Raw genomic sequence first — 13501 nt, 5'->3', positions numbered from 1 at the left:
GGGCCGCCCGCCCGGGCGGCCCGAAGGCCCGGAAGGTCAGTGAGCCCGGCCCGCGGCCGTCGGCGGGACGACGTCGGGGCTCTCGGCGCCCGGGCCGGCGTCCGCCAGTCGCAGGGCCAGGTCCCGGAGCCCGGCCGCGTCGAGGGTGCGGTCCCCGTAGCCGGGCATCGGTACGTTCAGGGGCCCGGTCCAGGCGTCCGGGATCGCCCCCCGGCCGTACCGGGCGCCGGCCAGCGCTCCGGTGACCGCCGCGACGGTGTCGGTGTCCCCGCCCAGGTTCACCGCGGCGCGCACGGCCTCGGGGAACCCCGAGGTGGTCCGCAGAGCCCACACCGCCGAGCCGAGGCAGGGCCACACGGCCCCGTTGAACTCGGTGGCCAGGTCCGGGTGCCAGTCCGGGGCGAGTACGCGCCCGTAGCGTTCCCGGTGGTCCGGGTGCACCGCGTCGAGTGTCGCGGGCAGCGCGGCCAGCGGATCGGCCCCGTCCAGGGCCACCCGTACCAGTTCGTGCAGGACGGCGGTGCCCTCCCAGGCGGCGCGGTCGCCGTGCGTGAGGGCCGCGATCCGCCGGGCCGCGTCCATGGTGGCCTCCCGCCCGGCGGCCGCGAAGTACACCGCCGAGGTGGCCGCGCGCATCAGCGAACCGTTGCCCGCCGCCCGTGAGTTCACCTGGAAGTGCAGGGCGGCGGCCAGGTCCCACGACGCGCCGTTCGTCAGCACGTCCTCCGTCTGGAGCCCGATGTCCTTGGGTCGCCCGGCCGCCCAGCGCCGGAACCTCGCGAAGACGTCGGGGAGTTCGAGCCCGCCGTGTTCCAGCAGGGACTCGCCGACGAGCACCGCCATCTGCGTGTCGTCGGTCGCCTCGCCCGGGTCCCATCCACCGCCCCCGGCCATCTCCTTCCCGCGCGCCGCCAGTTCACCGGCGGGGCCGAACTCGAAGGGCGCGCCGAGCGCGTCCCCCGCGGCCGAGCCCAGCACCGCTCCCACCGCACGATCGAGCCGACCGGTCACGATGCCTCCTGTTCGTCGGGGCAGATGCTGTCCAGCAGGCCGCGGGTGAAACCCCCCGGGTCCTCCGGCCCGGCCCGGCGGCTCCGGTACCGCTGAACGCAGTGCTCCTTCGCTCCCGATTCACCTGGTCGGCCCACCACGACCGTGGGTGCAACAGGTGGAGTACCACGGCTGTGGTGATCGTGGGGGCCGGGCGCCGCCGCGGTGCCCGGCTGAGGCGTTCGCCGAGGTGGGAGACCGATCGACCGGCCCGCCCGGGGGCGACGCCGTCGAACCGGGCGGCGGAGAGACGGTGGCGCGCGTGCGGAACGTGAGTACGCTGCTACACATGACGGGTCACCCCCCGGGTCCGCTCTGGACGGGCCGCGCCTCCAACCGTGCACAGTGGCTGCTCGCCGGCATCGGTGCGGCGTGCCTCGCGCTGGGCATCGAACTCGCCGTCGACTACGCGTGGACGGCGGGCATCGTCCCCCTGCTCATGGCTGTGATCGGCTGTCTCGCGGTGGGTCTGCTCGTTCTCTTCGGGACCCTCGCCTTCGTCCACGTGGCCGTCACCGTCGACTCCCGGGCCATGGAGGTGCGCTGTGGCCACATCGGGCTGCCCCGTCGCACCATCCCGCTGTCCGAGGTGACCTCCGCCGAGTTCGTGGCGCAGATCACCCCGCAGCAGTGGGGCGGCTGGGGCTACCGCTGGCGCCCCGACAAGGGCACCGCCGTCGTCGTCCGCCGCGGCGAGGGCGTGGAGCTGCGCCTGGGCGACGGGAAACTGTTCACGGTCACCGTCGACGACGCCGAGAACGCGGTCCGGGTCATCCGCACCCACCTGCGTGCCCTGGCCCACTGAGCCGGTCACCCGCTTCGCGCGCGCGGGGACGTACACTCCGCCAGATGAGCAGCAGTGTCACCCGCGCGGCCGGGAACGATCCCTCCCCCTCCACCGCGGCAGCCGCGGCCGACGCGAACCCCGGTGGTCCCGACGACGGGAAGTGGACGGCCGCCCGCCTGTCGCGGACCGTGCTCGCCGGTGCCCGCAAGGCCCCGTGGCAGACGCGCTCCCTGATCGCGGTCCTCGCCGGACTGCTGCTCTACGCGAGTTTCCCGCCCCGCCCCCTGTGGTGGCTGGCGCCGTTCGCCCTCGCCCTGCTGGCCGGCTGCCTGCACGGCCGCCGCGCCCGAGCCGGCTTCGGCCTCGGCTTCCTCTTCGGCCTCGGCTACCTCGTCCCGCTGCTGTCCTGGACCGGTGAGGAGGTCGGCCCCGTCCCGTGGCTGGCCCTCGCCACCCTCGAAGCACTGCTGCTCGGTCTCGCCGGGCTCGGCATCGCCCTCGTCGGCAAGCTCCCCGGCCGGGCGCTCTGGGCCGCCGCCATCTGGGTGGCCGCCGAGGCGCTGCGCTCCCGAGTCCCCTTCGGCGGCTTCTCCTGGGGCAAGCTCGCCTTCGGCCAGGCCGACGGCTTCCTCCTCCCGCTCGCCGCGCTCGGTGGCACCCCGCTGCTGTCCTTCGCGGTCGCCCTGTGCGGATTCGGCCTGTACGAGGTCGCGCGCGTCGCCCGCCGGGACCCCCGCCGCACCACGGTGGCCCTCGCCCTGCTCGCCGTCGTCGCGCCGATCGGCGCGGCCCTCGCGGCCCGCCCGCTCGTGTCGGACGCGGCCGAGGACGGCACCTCGGTGGCCGCCGTCATCCAGGGCAACGTCCCCCGCGCCGGCTTCGACTTCAACTCGCAGCGCCGTGCCGTCCTGGACAACCACGCCAACCGCACGCTCAAGCTCGCCGACGACGTCAAGGCGGGCCGCGCCGAGCAGCCCGACTTCGTGGTCTGGCCGGAGAACTCCTCCGACATCGACCCCTACGCCGAGCGCGACGCCCACGACGTCATCGACAACGCCGTCAAGCGCATCGGCGTCCCCGTCGCGATCGGCTCCGTCATCGCGCCGCCGACCGGCCCCCTGCGCAACACGATGATCCTCTGGGACCCTGCCAAGGGCCCCACCCAGACCTACGACAAGCGCAAGATCCAACCCTTCGGCGAGCGCATGCCCATGCGCTCCGTCATCCGGATCTTCAGCAAGGACGTGGACCGGGTCCGCCGCGACTTCGGCCCCGGCAAGGACCCCGGCGTCTTCGACATGGCGGGCAGCCGGGTCGGCATGGTCACCTGCTACGAGGCCGCCTTCGACGACGCCGTCCGCTCCACCGTCCGCGCCGGGGCGCAGGTCATCGCCGTACCGAGCAACAACGCCACCTTCGGCCGCTCCCAGATGACCTACCAGCAGCTCGCCATGGACCGCGTCCGCGCCGTCGAGCACAGCCGCACCGTGCTCGTGCCCGTCACCAGCGGCGTCAGCGCCGTCATCCGGCCCGACGGAACGGTCGTCCGCCAGACGAAGATGTTCACCGCCGACGCGCTGGTGGAGAAGGTCCCGCTGCGCTCCACGCAGACCCCGGCCACCCGCTTCGGGCCGCTGACCGAGTACGCGCTGCTCCTGCTCGCCGCGGGCGGCCTCGGATGGGTCCTCGTACGCCGCGTCCGGGCCCGCCGGGCGGTGTGACGGCCGGGCACCGCGCCAGGTCGTCTCCATCGGATCCCGCCGGGCCCGCCGCGCCCGGCACCGCGGGCCCCGCCGACATGATCCGTCCGGGCGGGACGGCCGTCGCCTCGTAGGGTCGGGTCATGACCACACCTGATTTCATCCGCGCGATCCGGGCCACCGCCGGGCACCAGCTGCTCCTGCTGCCCGGGGTCACCGCGATCGTCTTCGACGACCTTGGCCGGGTGCTGCTGGGCCGCCGGGTCGACACCGGCCAGTGGGCCGTGATCGGCGGCATCGCCGAGCCCGACGAGCAGCCGGCGGAGACGGCGGTACGTGAGGTCTTCGAGGAGACGGCCGTGCACTGCGTCCCCGAACGGGTCGTCCTGGTCCAGATGCTCCAGTCGATCGTGTACCCGAACGGGGACGTCTGCCAGTTCCAGGACATCACCTTCCGCTGCCGGGCCACCGGCGGCCAGGCCCGCGCCAACGACAACGAGTCACTGGAAGTGGCCTGGTTCGCGCTGGACGCCCTGCCCCCGCTGGACGACTTCGGCCTGGACCGCATCCACCGCGCCCTGACCGACGAGCCGACCTGGTTCGAGGCCCCGTCCGAGGCACTGACGGCCGCGTCGAGCGGGCCCGCGCACGAGGTGGGCGATGAGTGACGAGGCCGGGGGGCTGCGCGCCGCACTGGAGCGCACCCGTGCCGAGCGCGACGCCGCACTGCGCGAGGTGGCGCTGCTGAGGGCCGAGGTGGACTCCCTGAAGAGACCGGCGTACGACCCGGAGTCCCGTTGGTCCCGGATCGACCACCTCATCCGCGAGGGGCGTCGCATCCAGGCCCTGCACCGGATCGGCGAGGAGTTCGACTGCGGGGACCGGCAGGCGGCGAACCTGCTGGACAACCGGGTACGCCGGTTGCGCGAGAGGGACCCGGAGGACTTCGCGGACGGACCCGGCGCGTAGTCGTGGCGGCGCGGGAGTCCGGAGCCGGGTCGAGGAGCGGTCAGCCCGCCGGGACCGCGGCCTCCCGGTACAGCTCCAGCGCCTGGTCTCCCACCACCGCGCTGTACGAGACGTCCGGCACCGTGCCACCGCCCTCGTGGCCGCCGAGCACCCCGGCCAGCGCGCCGTTCGCCAGCCAGGGGCTGCCACTGGTGCCGCCGCTGAGGTCCGGGCAGTCGATGCGGCGCTGGGTGTCGGAGAACAGTGAGGTGTCGTTGGCGCAGCGCAGCGGCGCGTCCTCGGTGCTCGGATAGCCGACGATGGTCACCGACACGTCGTCCGGCTGTTCGGCCGCCACGGGGAATCCGCCCACCACGTCCTCGATCGCCTCGGTCCCGCCGTCCACCGGTGCGACCGAGGCGAAGGCTATGTCCTCGTCCGGGTCCTCGTCGCTCGTCCAGCCCGGGGCCACGTGCACATCGGTGAGCTTCCATACGCCGAACGGGGCACGCCCGTCGCGGTAACCCGGTGCGAACACCGTGGACTCCGGGTGGTCCAGACAGTGCGCGGCGGTGGCGATCACGTCGCGGCCGGCGCTGCGCACCACGGCAGCGGTGCAGAAGTGGCCGCCGTCCAGCCCGCCCGCGAACAGCGCGCCCACCCGGTCCGCCGTCCGGTCGGGGACGGCCCGCGCCGTGACGCCCGCGGGCGTCACGACCGTCGCGTCGGGCAGGTCGATGCCCAGCAGCGCGCCCATGGCGGCCAGCGCGAGCGCGATCCGTGAGGCCCGCAGGGCGCGGGCGCGGCCGGTCTGTCGGGGGAGCACGCGATGGATCATGTATCGAGCCTGCCCTTCGAGACTGTGTCCGGAGCCCGAAGTTCCATATGAATCCGCTGTGAATGCCGGACCCGGACGAACCAACCGGACGAACCACCTCGCGAAGCCCGGTCGCTCGGCGATCCGGGTCCATCCAGGATCCGGGCTCCTCGACGATCCCGCTCGTGAGAACGGGGCCCGCGAGGAGGGCCCCGCCGGCTCGTCGGGGGCTCCGCCTTGTGCCGACGAGGGCTCCGCAGGCGTCGCCTCCCGGCCGGGGCGAGACTGGCAGAGGCGCCGGGGGTCCCAGGAGGTGTCCCGCCATGACCACACCGCACCGCACGCCCGTGGTGTTCATCCACGGGCTCTGGTTGCACTCCACGAGCTGGCAGGGCTGGGCCGAGGCCTTCCTCGACGCGGGATTCGAGCCGATCCTCCCCGAGTGGCCCGGGGTCCCCGCCACCGTCACCGAGGCCCGCCGGCGCCCCGGCGACCAGGCCGGGGTCGGGCTGGCCGAGATCTCCGAGGCGCACGCCCGGGTCATCCGCGCGCTGCCCACCGCGCCGGTGCTCGTCGGGCACTCGGTGGGCGGTTTCATCGCCCAGCACCTGCTCGGCCAAGGCCTCGGATCGGCGGCCGTGGCCGTGTGCCCCGGCCAGATCAAAGGAGTGAAGGCCATCGCCCCGGCGCAGGCGAAATCGACCTTCGCCTTCCTGCGCGACCCCGTGAACATCAAGCACGCCGTGTCGCTGAACACCGAGCAGTTCCGCTACGGCTTCGCCAACGCGGTCTCCGAGCGCGAGTCCGCCGAGCTGTACGACGAGTGGACGATCCCGAGCCCGGCCCGCCCCCTGTTCCAGTTGGCGCTCGGCAACTTCGTCCCGCACTCCGCCGCCCGGGTGAACACCGACAACGAGACCCGCGGCCCGCTGCTCCTGCTGTCCGGCCGCCTCGACCACACCGTCCCGGACGTGCTGACCCGCTCCACCTACACGCAGTACCGGGACTCCCGCGCCACCACCGAGTACCAGTGCTTCGAGGACCGGGGCCACTCCCTGACCGTCGACCACGGCTGGCCGGACCTGGCCCGCACCTCGCTCGGCTGGCTGGACTCCCACACCCACTGACCTCGCGACCGGCCGCGCGGCGGTCGTTTCCGTGGGATGCCATGAAAGAACCCGGGACCCCGGTGGGATCCGACGGCGCACCCGCCCGGTCTATGGACGACACGGAGGGTTTCCCGTACGCCTGTTGTGCACGACGGAGCGTGATCGTCGGGCCCCGCCGCCCCTAGCCTCGCCGCAGGAGCACGAAACGAGGGGCGGTACCCGGTGAACTGGCTCATCCACGACTACCGCGAGAGCGATCTCGCAGCGGTGGTGCACCTGATCGACACCACGGCCGAACTCGGCCAGGAGTCGGTCTTCTCGCTCGCCGAGTGCATCAGCGCCCTCACCGACCGGCAGCCCTGCGTGGTCGCCGTCCACCAGGGCGTCCCCATCGGCGCGGCCCTGGCCTGCGTCACCGGCGAGCGGGCCTGGGTGATGCGGATCGCCATCGCCGCCGGCTGGCGCGGCCGGGGCCTGGCCAGCGCCCTCCTCGTCGAACTGGAGCGCCGCCTCATCGCCGCCCGCGTCGGCCGGATCGCCTACGTCCTGCCCGAGGAGGACCTGCTCGGCGAAGGCCTGCTCAACGCGGGCTACACCCGCCAGCCCGCCGTCGCCTACTTCGAGAAGACCGAGCCGCTGCACGGACCGGCCGCCGGACTCCTCGACGACCTCGGCGGCCGGTTCCTGCCGAACGACCTGTGGACCAAGGTCGCCGGCATGGAGAAGGAGAAGGACCTCATCGAGCGCCGTGTGGTCCTGCCGCTCGCCGAACCCGAACGGGCCGCCGCGCACGGGGTACGGCCACCGCGCGCCATCGCCCTCTTCGGACCCCCCGGCACCGGCAAGACCACCTTCGCCCGCGCCATCGCCTCCCGACTCGGCTGGCCCTTCGTGGAACTGCTGCCCTCCCGCCTCGCGGACGAGGGGAACCTCGCCGCCGCGCTGCGCGACGCCTTCGCCCGCATCGCCGAACTCGAACGCGTCCTCGTCTTCATCGACGAGGTCGAGGAGATCGCCCCCGTACGCACCGAGCCCGCGCAGCCCGGCGGCATCCACGGGGTGACCAACGAACTGCTCAAGCTGATACCGGGCTTCCGGGAGGGCGACGAACGGCTGCTGGTCTGTGCGACCAACTCCGTCCGCTCCCTCGACCCCGCCTTCCTGCGCCCCGGCCGCTTCGACTACCTGATCCCCATCGGCACCCCCGACGCCGGCGCCCGCGCCGCGATGTGGTCGCGGCACACGGCCGGTCGGGCGGACGTCGACGTCGCGGCCCTGGTGGAGGCGAGCGAACTGTTCACCCCGGCCGACATCGAGCACGCGGCCCGGGCGGCCGCGCAGGCGTCCTTCGAACGGGACCTGGAAGCCGTGGGCACCCGGGGCGCGTCGGCGGCGCAGCCCGGCGCGAGCACCGAGGACTACCTCGCGGCGGTCGCCCAGTGCCGGCCCTCGGTGACCCCGGCGATGACGGGGGAGTTCGCGGCGGACATCACCGCGCACGCCCGGTTCTAGGCCGGCCGCGCGTCGACCGGGGACCGGCGCCGGAGCTTCGGCCGGACGGCCACGACCACGCCGGCCGTAGGAACCGGCGGGACCGCCCCGGTCGCGCGCCTCAGGGGCGGCAGCGGTACGTGAACTCCACCGAGGCCGTGTGCCGCGAGGGCGACAGCAGCTCGATCTCGGCCCGCGCCGGGTAGGTCCCCGCGCCCTGGAACGTCCACAGCAGATGCAGCGAGACCTCCCGCTGCCCGCTCGGCACCCGCTCGGTGAGCCGCTCCGAGCGCGTGCCGTCGCTGCGGAGCCAGCGGTACGCGAGCGTCCCCGGGCGCCCGTCGGTCCGTACGAGCGCCACCACGTCGGCGGCGGAATCGCAGCCAGGCCCCTTCGGATCGGTGCTGACCGCCACGTCCCGGACCTCGACGGCCGGCCCGAAGCGCTGCCAGCCCAGGTACGCGAGCACCGCGACCAGCACCACGGCGGCCAGGGTGTACCGACGCCACTGCCCACCGCGGCGGCGCGGGGTGCCCACCGCGGTCCCGACGACCACCGGGAACGGCGCGGGCACGGCAGCCGTCACCCCGGGCCCGAACCGCAGGACCGATCCCTCGATCCGGTCGGGCACCGCTCCGGGGGTGGTCTGCGGGGTGTCGAACCGTTTCGTGTCCGGTTCGTCGAGCCGCCGCGTGTCGGGGCCGGAGTCGGGTGTGCCGTCGAGCCGCCGTGTCGCCGGTTCGTCGGCGGGGTCCGCGGGCGGGCCGCTGAACCAGTGGCTGCCGAGGACGGTGGCGCTGTAGTCGTCTCCCTCGGGAGCGCGGGCATCGCTCATCGCGGCACGTCCTGACACCTGGGGATGAAGATCGAGTCGACGGCCACCTTGCCGGACGTCGGTTTGGTGGTGACACGCGCGCTCAAGTAGCAGCCGCCGACCCGCGCGAGGGCGTGGGACCGCGTCACCGGACCCGTCCCGGCCTCGACGGCGACGGAGTCCGCGCCGTCCGGCGAGCGCAGGTCGCCCGGGCTGTCGCCGCGGAACCACTCGATGGTCACCGTCGCCGGTCCGCCCCGCACCTTCAGGGACACGGTCGCCCGACCGGCGCTCGGGGCGGCGGACAGGGTGACGGACACCCCCGAGACGACCACCGGAGTCGGAGTCGGCGTCGGTGTGGGGGTCGGCGTGGGAGTGGGCGTCGGGGTCGGCTCGGTGACGGTCGGTGTGGGGGTCGGCGTCGGGGTGTCGCTCGCGCCGGGGCTCGCGGACGTCGAGGCCGAGACGGACGGGGACACGGACGCCGAGGGACTCGCGGACGGCGACACCGACACCGACGCCGAAGGGGAACCCGACGGGCTCGGACCGGGAGCCGGCGAAGCCGTCGGCGCACCCGGGCTGGTCGTCGCGAACGCGCTCAGCGCCGCCGCGCCGTCCGGCTCGCCGCCGACCGCGTCGTACGTGAACATCAACAGCGCCCCCACCACCAGCACCGCACCCGCCGCGAGCGCTCCCCGCCGACCCGGCAGCAGGCTCCTCGGGGGCGGCTTCAGGGCGGTCGTCGCCAGCGCGGTGGTACCGGCGGCCGGCGCGCCCGCCGAGGGGAACAGCAAGGGCAGCAGCGCCGCCAGCGCCGCCAGCTTGCGCTGCCCGCGCTCCTCCCAGTCGGGCCCGTACGCGGCCAGCGCCACGCCCTCCAACTCCGCGACGAACGCCTCGGCGTTCTCCGGCCGCCGCTCGGGCTCCTTGGCCAGACCGCGCCGAATCAGCGGACGCACCGGTTCCGGGGCCTCCGTCTCCGGTACGGGCGCCTCGATGTGCTGGACCGCCAACTCCGCGAAGTTGGTCCCGTCGAAGGGCTTGCGCCCCGTGAGGCACTCGAAGAACGTCGCCGTCGCCGCGTACACGTCGGCCGCGGGGGAGGCCGGCCGTCCCTGCCACTGCTCGGGGGCCATGTACGCGGGCGTGCCCGCCACGCCGGGCGTGGTGCCGCGCCCCGCCGCGATCCCGAAGTCCACCAATTTCGACGAACCGTCCGGCGAGACCAGCACGTTCTCCGGCTTGTAGTCCCGGTGGACCACTCCCGCCCGGTGCGCCGCGGCCAGGCCCAGCAGGGACCCCTTCAGCACCACCAGCGCGGCCTCGGCGTCCGCCCGGCCGGACCGCTTCAGCAGGGCGCGCAGGGAGATCCCGTCGACCAGTTCCATGACGATCGCGGCGCCGCCGGGCGCCTCCACGTACTCGTACAGACCGACCACGTACGGCGAGCGCAGCCCGCCCAGCAGCCGGGCCTCCGCGCGGAACTCACGGACGAAGGCGGGGTCCTCGCGCAGCCGGTCACCGAGGTACTTCACCGCGACCGCCGTGCCCGTCGCGCCGTGCACGGCGAGAACCACACGGCCGCTGCCGCCCGCACCGAGCTCCCGGACCTGGGTGTACCCCGGTACGGTCCACACGTCGTTCATCGTTCCCCCCGCCCATGGCGTCGCGCCCGGTTCCGGTCGTCCCCCGACCGGCCACCACCAGGGACACGGTTTCCGCCACGGCTGGTTCCCAACCTCGCGGGGTGTCTCGAACGGGTGTCAGGCCGCCGCCCGCTCCGCGCCGATCATGGCGTGCAGTCGGTCGGCCGCGCCCCGGCCGAACGCCGGGTCGTTGATGTGGGTGTCGTAGTCGTACAGCCGGGCGGCACTGCCCCGCAATCCCTCGCGCAGAGCCGAGAACAGCGCCCCGTCCGCACAGGGGTCATGGTAGGGGCCGCCCGGCGCGCCGAGCGTGGACAGTCCGCGCAATGGGACGCACACGGCCGCGGGACCGGTGGCCGACCGCAACTTGACCGCGACCCGCCGGCCCAGTTCGGCGCACTCGGACGCGGTCGTACGGATCACCGTGATCGAGGGATTGTGCAGGCGCACCCGCCGGTACCGGGCACGTTCGGGCAGGCTCTCCAAGGGGCCGAACTTCACCATGTCCAGCGCGCCCAGGCTCACCACCTGCGGAATCCCGGCACGACCGGCCGCGCTGAGCCGATCGGGGCCCGCCGTGAGGATGCCCCCGCACAGATCGTCGGCCAGCTCGCTCAGCGTGAGGTCCAGCACCCCCGCGAAGATCCCCTGACCCGCCAGCTTCTCCAGGGTCCGGCCGCCCGTGCCGCTGACGTGGAAGACGAGCACCTCGTAGCCCAGCTCGGTCAGTCGTTCCCGGGCCGCGTCCACGCCGATCGTGGTCACGCCGGCCATGCTCGCCGCGATCAGCGGCCGCCCACCCGCCCCGAGCCGGGTCGGGCCGCGCTCCCGCGAATCGCGGGCGAAGCCCCCGGCCATCGCGGCGACCGCCTCCACCGCGTTGGCGAGCACGGGAGCGGAGATGCGGTTGATCCCCGCTATGTCCACGACGCTGTACATCATGGTGATGTCCGAGGATCCGACGTACGGGGCGACGTCCCCGGACGCCATCGAGGAGACCATCACCTTCGGCACGCCCAGCGGGAGCGCCCGCATGGCCCGGGTCGCGATGGACGTCCCGCCGCTGCCGCCGATCGCGAGCACCCCCTGCAGCCGGCCCTCGGCGTGCAGGCGCAGGAGGGTCGCTTCCGCCCCGGCGGCCATCGCGGTGACGGCCGACCCCCGGTCGGCGGCGGCCCGCAGGTCCGCGAGTTCCGTTCCCGCGGCCCGCGCGACCACCTCGCGCGGCACGTCCGCCGGCACCCGGGGCTCGTCCATGATCCCCGTGTCGACCAGTACCACCTCGACGCCGGCGCGCAGCAGTCTCTCGCGCAACCAGCCGTACTCCACACCCTTGGTGTCCAGGGTCCCCACCAGCACGACGCTCGTCATATGTGCAATGTCCACGCAGGTGGGCTTTATTGGCAAGTCAAGGTCGGGTCAACCCTTCAGAAGCACCAACAGCCGCTCCAGAAAAGGCACTTGGCCGGGAATCAACTTGGATTCGGCCACTGCCGGAGGGAACCAGGCCACCCTGTCCAGTTCCGGGAACTCGCCGATCCGTCCCGAGTGCGGCGGCCACTCCATCGTGAACGTCCCGGGCACCATGAGGGCCGGATCCAGGTCCGCCCGCACCGCCCAGATCGTCACCAGCTTCCCGCTCGGCATCCGGATCTCCCCCAGGGGCAGGTACGGGCCCTCCGGGGGCGGCAGGCCGATCTCCTCGGTGAACTCCCGGCGGGCCGCGTCGCGGGGGGTCTCCTCCGGGCCGTACTCGCCCTTGGGGATCGCCCAGGTCCCGGCGTCGCCGCGCCGGTCCCACAGTGGCCCGCCCATGTGCCCGAGCAGGACCTCGATGTCGGTCTCCTCTTCGCCGGCCCGACGGAAGAGGAGCAGGCCGGCGCTTCGTTTCTGTGCCATGCCGCTATCCATGCCCCGCGTACGGGGTGTCGGCACCACCGGACCGTCAGTGGTCCCGACCACCGGACGCTCAGTGGCCCTGACCACGGACCCTCAGTGGTCGTGCGGACCCTCGCGGTGGACCGGGCCGTGCGCGTCCGCGCAGTGCCAGTCGCCCGCCGGGGACTCACCCGGTCGCCGCCCGACCGAGAGCAGCGCGTCCTGCGCGTGGTCCACCTGGAGGGTGGTGTGCGTGATCCCGTACTCCTTCTCCAGCAGTGCTTCCAGGTCACGGCGCACGGCGTGGCAGTCGCCCGCCGGTTCCACCAGGACGTGCGCGGAGAGCGCCGCCTGACCCGAGGTGATGGTCCAGATGTGCAGGTCGTGGACCTCGGTCACCGGCGGCTGCCCGACGAGCCGGTCGCCGACCGCGTCCGGGTCCGTGCCGGCCGGAGCGGCCTCCAGGAGGATCCGACCCGACTCGCGGACCAGTCCGTAGCCCGCCTTGACCATCAGCGCCACCACCACGAGCGAGGCGATGGCGTCGGCCTGGACGAAACCGGTGGTGAGCACGATCAGGCCGGCCACGGCGGTGCCTATGAAGGCGAACAGGTCGTTCAGCACGTGCTGGTAGGCGCCCTCGACCGCCAGGGAGGAGCGGTTCGCCTTCGAGATGCACCAGGCCGCCGCCACGTTCACGACGATGCCCGCGAGCGCCGTCACCAGGACGAGTCCGCCCTCCACCGGCGGTGGGTCGAGCAGCCTGCGCACCGCCTCGTACGCCAACCAGACCGCCAGCAGGAGCAGGGTGAGGCCGTTGGCCTGGGCGGAGAGTATCTCGGCGCGCTTGAGGCCGTACGTGAACCCACCGCGCGCCGGCCGGGCGGCGAGCCGCATCGCGATCAGCGCGAGGACGATCGAGACGGCGTCCGTCAGCATGTGCGCGGCGTCGGAGATCAGCGCCAGGGAGTGCGCCATGACGCCGATGACCACCTCGACGGCCATGAAGCCCGCGATCAGCGCGAGGGCGATGGCCAGCCAGCGGCGATCGGCGTTCGGGTCGACCCCGTGGCTGTGTCCGCCGTGGGCGTGGCCGCCTTGGGCGTGGGTGTGATCCTTCGCGTGGTCGTGCCCGGTCATGGCGTCCCCCGTTTGTTCGGTTCCGACGCGTGAAGTGAAGCGCACCTTTCGGAGATGGGCAAAGGCTGCAACGGGGACCGTTGTCATTACCCTTAAGGGCGCCCTGACCTGCGGTTATGCC

General features: G+C 73.6%; 13 protein-coding genes. 6 read left to right on the top strand and 7 right to left on the bottom strand.

Features of this window, described 5'->3' with window-relative positions; genetic code table 11:
• Positions 1-36 precede the first annotated feature (36 nt).
• Positions 37-1011, bottom strand: a complete 975-nt coding sequence (locus OHA84_RS06325; RefSeq protein WP_266972741.1) for an ADP-ribosylglycohydrolase family protein — start codon at positions 1009-1011, stop codon at positions 37-39.
• A 328-nt stretch (positions 1012-1339) separates the two neighbouring features.
• On the opposite strand from OHA84_RS06325, the gene OHA84_RS06320 reads away from it, so the two are divergent.
• From OHA84_RS06320 to OHA84_RS06305, 4 genes are all read left to right on the top strand, one after another.
• Positions 1340-1855 carry a hypothetical protein gene (locus OHA84_RS06320; RefSeq protein ID WP_078999338.1) on the top strand — a complete coding sequence of 172 codons (516 nt, stop codon included), beginning with the start codon at positions 1340-1342 and terminating at the stop codon, positions 1853-1855.
• Positions 1856-1899: 44 nt separating this feature from the next.
• A complete protein-coding gene (lnt, locus tag OHA84_RS06315; RefSeq protein WP_053681883.1) occupies positions 1900-3558 on the top strand; it encodes an apolipoprotein N-acyltransferase in 1659 nt (552 codons plus the stop codon).
• 122 nt (positions 3559-3680) lie between these two features.
• Positions 3681-4205, top strand: coding sequence for an NUDIX domain-containing protein (locus tag OHA84_RS06310; RefSeq protein ID WP_266972744.1), 525 nt, complete (start codon positions 3681-3683; stop codon positions 4203-4205).
• Complete coding sequence (locus OHA84_RS06305) at positions 4198-4506, top strand: hypothetical protein (RefSeq protein WP_266972746.1); 309 nt, start codon at positions 4198-4200, stop codon at positions 4504-4506. The genes OHA84_RS06310 and OHA84_RS06305 overlap by 8 nt, the downstream gene beginning before the upstream one ends.
• Before the next feature lie 40 nt (positions 4507-4546).
• On the opposite strand, the gene OHA84_RS06300 is transcribed toward OHA84_RS06305, so the two are convergent.
• Complete coding sequence (locus OHA84_RS06300; RefSeq protein ID WP_266972748.1) at positions 4547-5323, bottom strand: serine protease; 777 nt, start codon at positions 5321-5323, stop codon at positions 4547-4549.
• Between the two features lie 302 nt (positions 5324-5625).
• On the opposite strand from OHA84_RS06300, the gene OHA84_RS06295 reads away from it, so the two are divergent.
• Together OHA84_RS06295 and OHA84_RS06290 are read left to right on the top strand one after the other, a co-directional pair.
• On the top strand, positions 5626-6429 hold the full coding sequence (locus tag OHA84_RS06295; RefSeq protein WP_266951901.1) for an alpha/beta hydrolase: 804 nt from the start codon (positions 5626-5628) through the stop codon (positions 6427-6429).
• 204 nt (positions 6430-6633) lie between these two features.
• On the top strand, positions 6634-7923 hold the full coding sequence (locus tag OHA84_RS06290; RefSeq protein WP_266951903.1) for an ATP-binding protein: 1290 nt from the start codon (positions 6634-6636) through the stop codon (positions 7921-7923).
• Positions 7924-8023: 100 nt separating this feature from the next.
• Here the strand turns inward: OHA84_RS06290 and OHA84_RS06285 are convergent, their stop codons facing one another.
• The 5 genes from OHA84_RS06285 to OHA84_RS06265 form a co-directional block, all read right to left on the bottom strand.
• Positions 8024-8737: a hypothetical protein gene (locus OHA84_RS06285; RefSeq protein WP_053681877.1), complete on the bottom strand. Its 714-nt coding sequence runs from the start codon at positions 8735-8737 to the stop codon at positions 8024-8026.
• Positions 8734-10362, bottom strand: a complete 1629-nt coding sequence (locus tag OHA84_RS06280) for a serine/threonine-protein kinase (RefSeq protein ID WP_266972751.1) — start codon at positions 10360-10362, stop codon at positions 8734-8736. The genes OHA84_RS06285 and OHA84_RS06280 overlap by 4 nt, the downstream gene beginning before the upstream one ends.
• Before the next feature lie 117 nt (positions 10363-10479).
• The gene (locus OHA84_RS06275) at positions 10480-11733 is read right to left on the bottom strand and encodes a Tm-1-like ATP-binding domain-containing protein (RefSeq protein WP_266972753.1); all 1254 of its coding nucleotides are present in this window, start codon (positions 11731-11733) and stop codon (positions 10480-10482) included.
• A 48-nt stretch (positions 11734-11781) separates the two neighbouring features.
• Positions 11782-12261: an NUDIX domain-containing protein gene (locus tag OHA84_RS06270; protein ID WP_053681874.1), complete on the bottom strand. Its 480-nt coding sequence runs from the start codon at positions 12259-12261 to the stop codon at positions 11782-11784.
• Positions 12262-12354: 93 nt separating this feature from the next.
• Positions 12355-13380, bottom strand: coding sequence for a cation diffusion facilitator family transporter (locus OHA84_RS06265; protein WP_266972755.1), 1026 nt, complete (start codon positions 13378-13380; stop codon positions 12355-12357).
• Positions 13381-13501: the final 121 nt, after the last annotated feature.

Origin of the sequence: Streptomyces sp. NBC_00513 (assembly GCF_041431415.1) — a bacterium.
GTDB lineage: Bacteria > Actinomycetota > Actinomycetes > Streptomycetales > Streptomycetaceae > Streptomyces.
Note: the sequence above shows the minus strand (reverse complement) of the source record. Positions and strands in the feature narration are given on the sequence as shown.

What these genes read in the sequence shown, in the direction of transcription:
- OHA84_RS06320 (WP_078999338.1), top strand. Translation starts at nt 1,340, where the DNA reads ATGACGGGTCACCCCCCGGGTCCGCTCTGGACGGGCCGCGCCTCCAAC.
- lnt (WP_053681883.1), top strand. Translation starts at nt 1,900, where the DNA reads ATGAGCAGCAGTGTCACCCGCGCGGCCGGGAACGATCCCTCCCCCTCC.
- OHA84_RS06310 (WP_266972744.1), top strand. Translation starts at nt 3,681, where the DNA reads ATGACCACACCTGATTTCATCCGCGCGATCCGGGCCACCGCCGGGCAC.
- OHA84_RS06305 (WP_266972746.1), top strand. Translation starts at nt 4,198, where the DNA reads ATGAGTGACGAGGCCGGGGGGCTGCGCGCCGCACTGGAGCGCACCCGT.
- OHA84_RS06300 (WP_266972748.1), bottom strand. Translation starts at nt 5,323, where the DNA reads ATGATCCATCGCGTGCTCCCCCGACAGACCGGCCGCGCCCGCGCCCTG.
- OHA84_RS06295 (WP_266951901.1), top strand. Translation starts at nt 5,626, where the DNA reads ATGACCACACCGCACCGCACGCCCGTGGTGTTCATCCACGGGCTCTGG.
- OHA84_RS06285 (WP_053681877.1), bottom strand. Translation starts at nt 8,737, where the DNA reads ATGAGCGATGCCCGCGCTCCCGAGGGAGACGACTACAGCGCCACCGTC.
- OHA84_RS06280 (WP_266972751.1), bottom strand. Translation starts at nt 10,362, where the DNA reads ATGAACGACGTGTGGACCGTACCGGGGTACACCCAGGTCCGGGAGCTC.
- OHA84_RS06275 (WP_266972753.1), bottom strand. Translation starts at nt 11,733, where the DNA reads ATGACGAGCGTCGTGCTGGTGGGGACCCTGGACACCAAGGGTGTGGAG.
- OHA84_RS06270 (WP_053681874.1), bottom strand. Translation starts at nt 12,261, where the DNA reads ATGGCACAGAAACGAAGCGCCGGCCTGCTCCTCTTCCGTCGGGCCGGC.
- OHA84_RS06265 (WP_266972755.1), bottom strand. Translation starts at nt 13,380, where the DNA reads ATGACCGGGCACGACCACGCGAAGGATCACACCCACGCCCAAGGCGGC.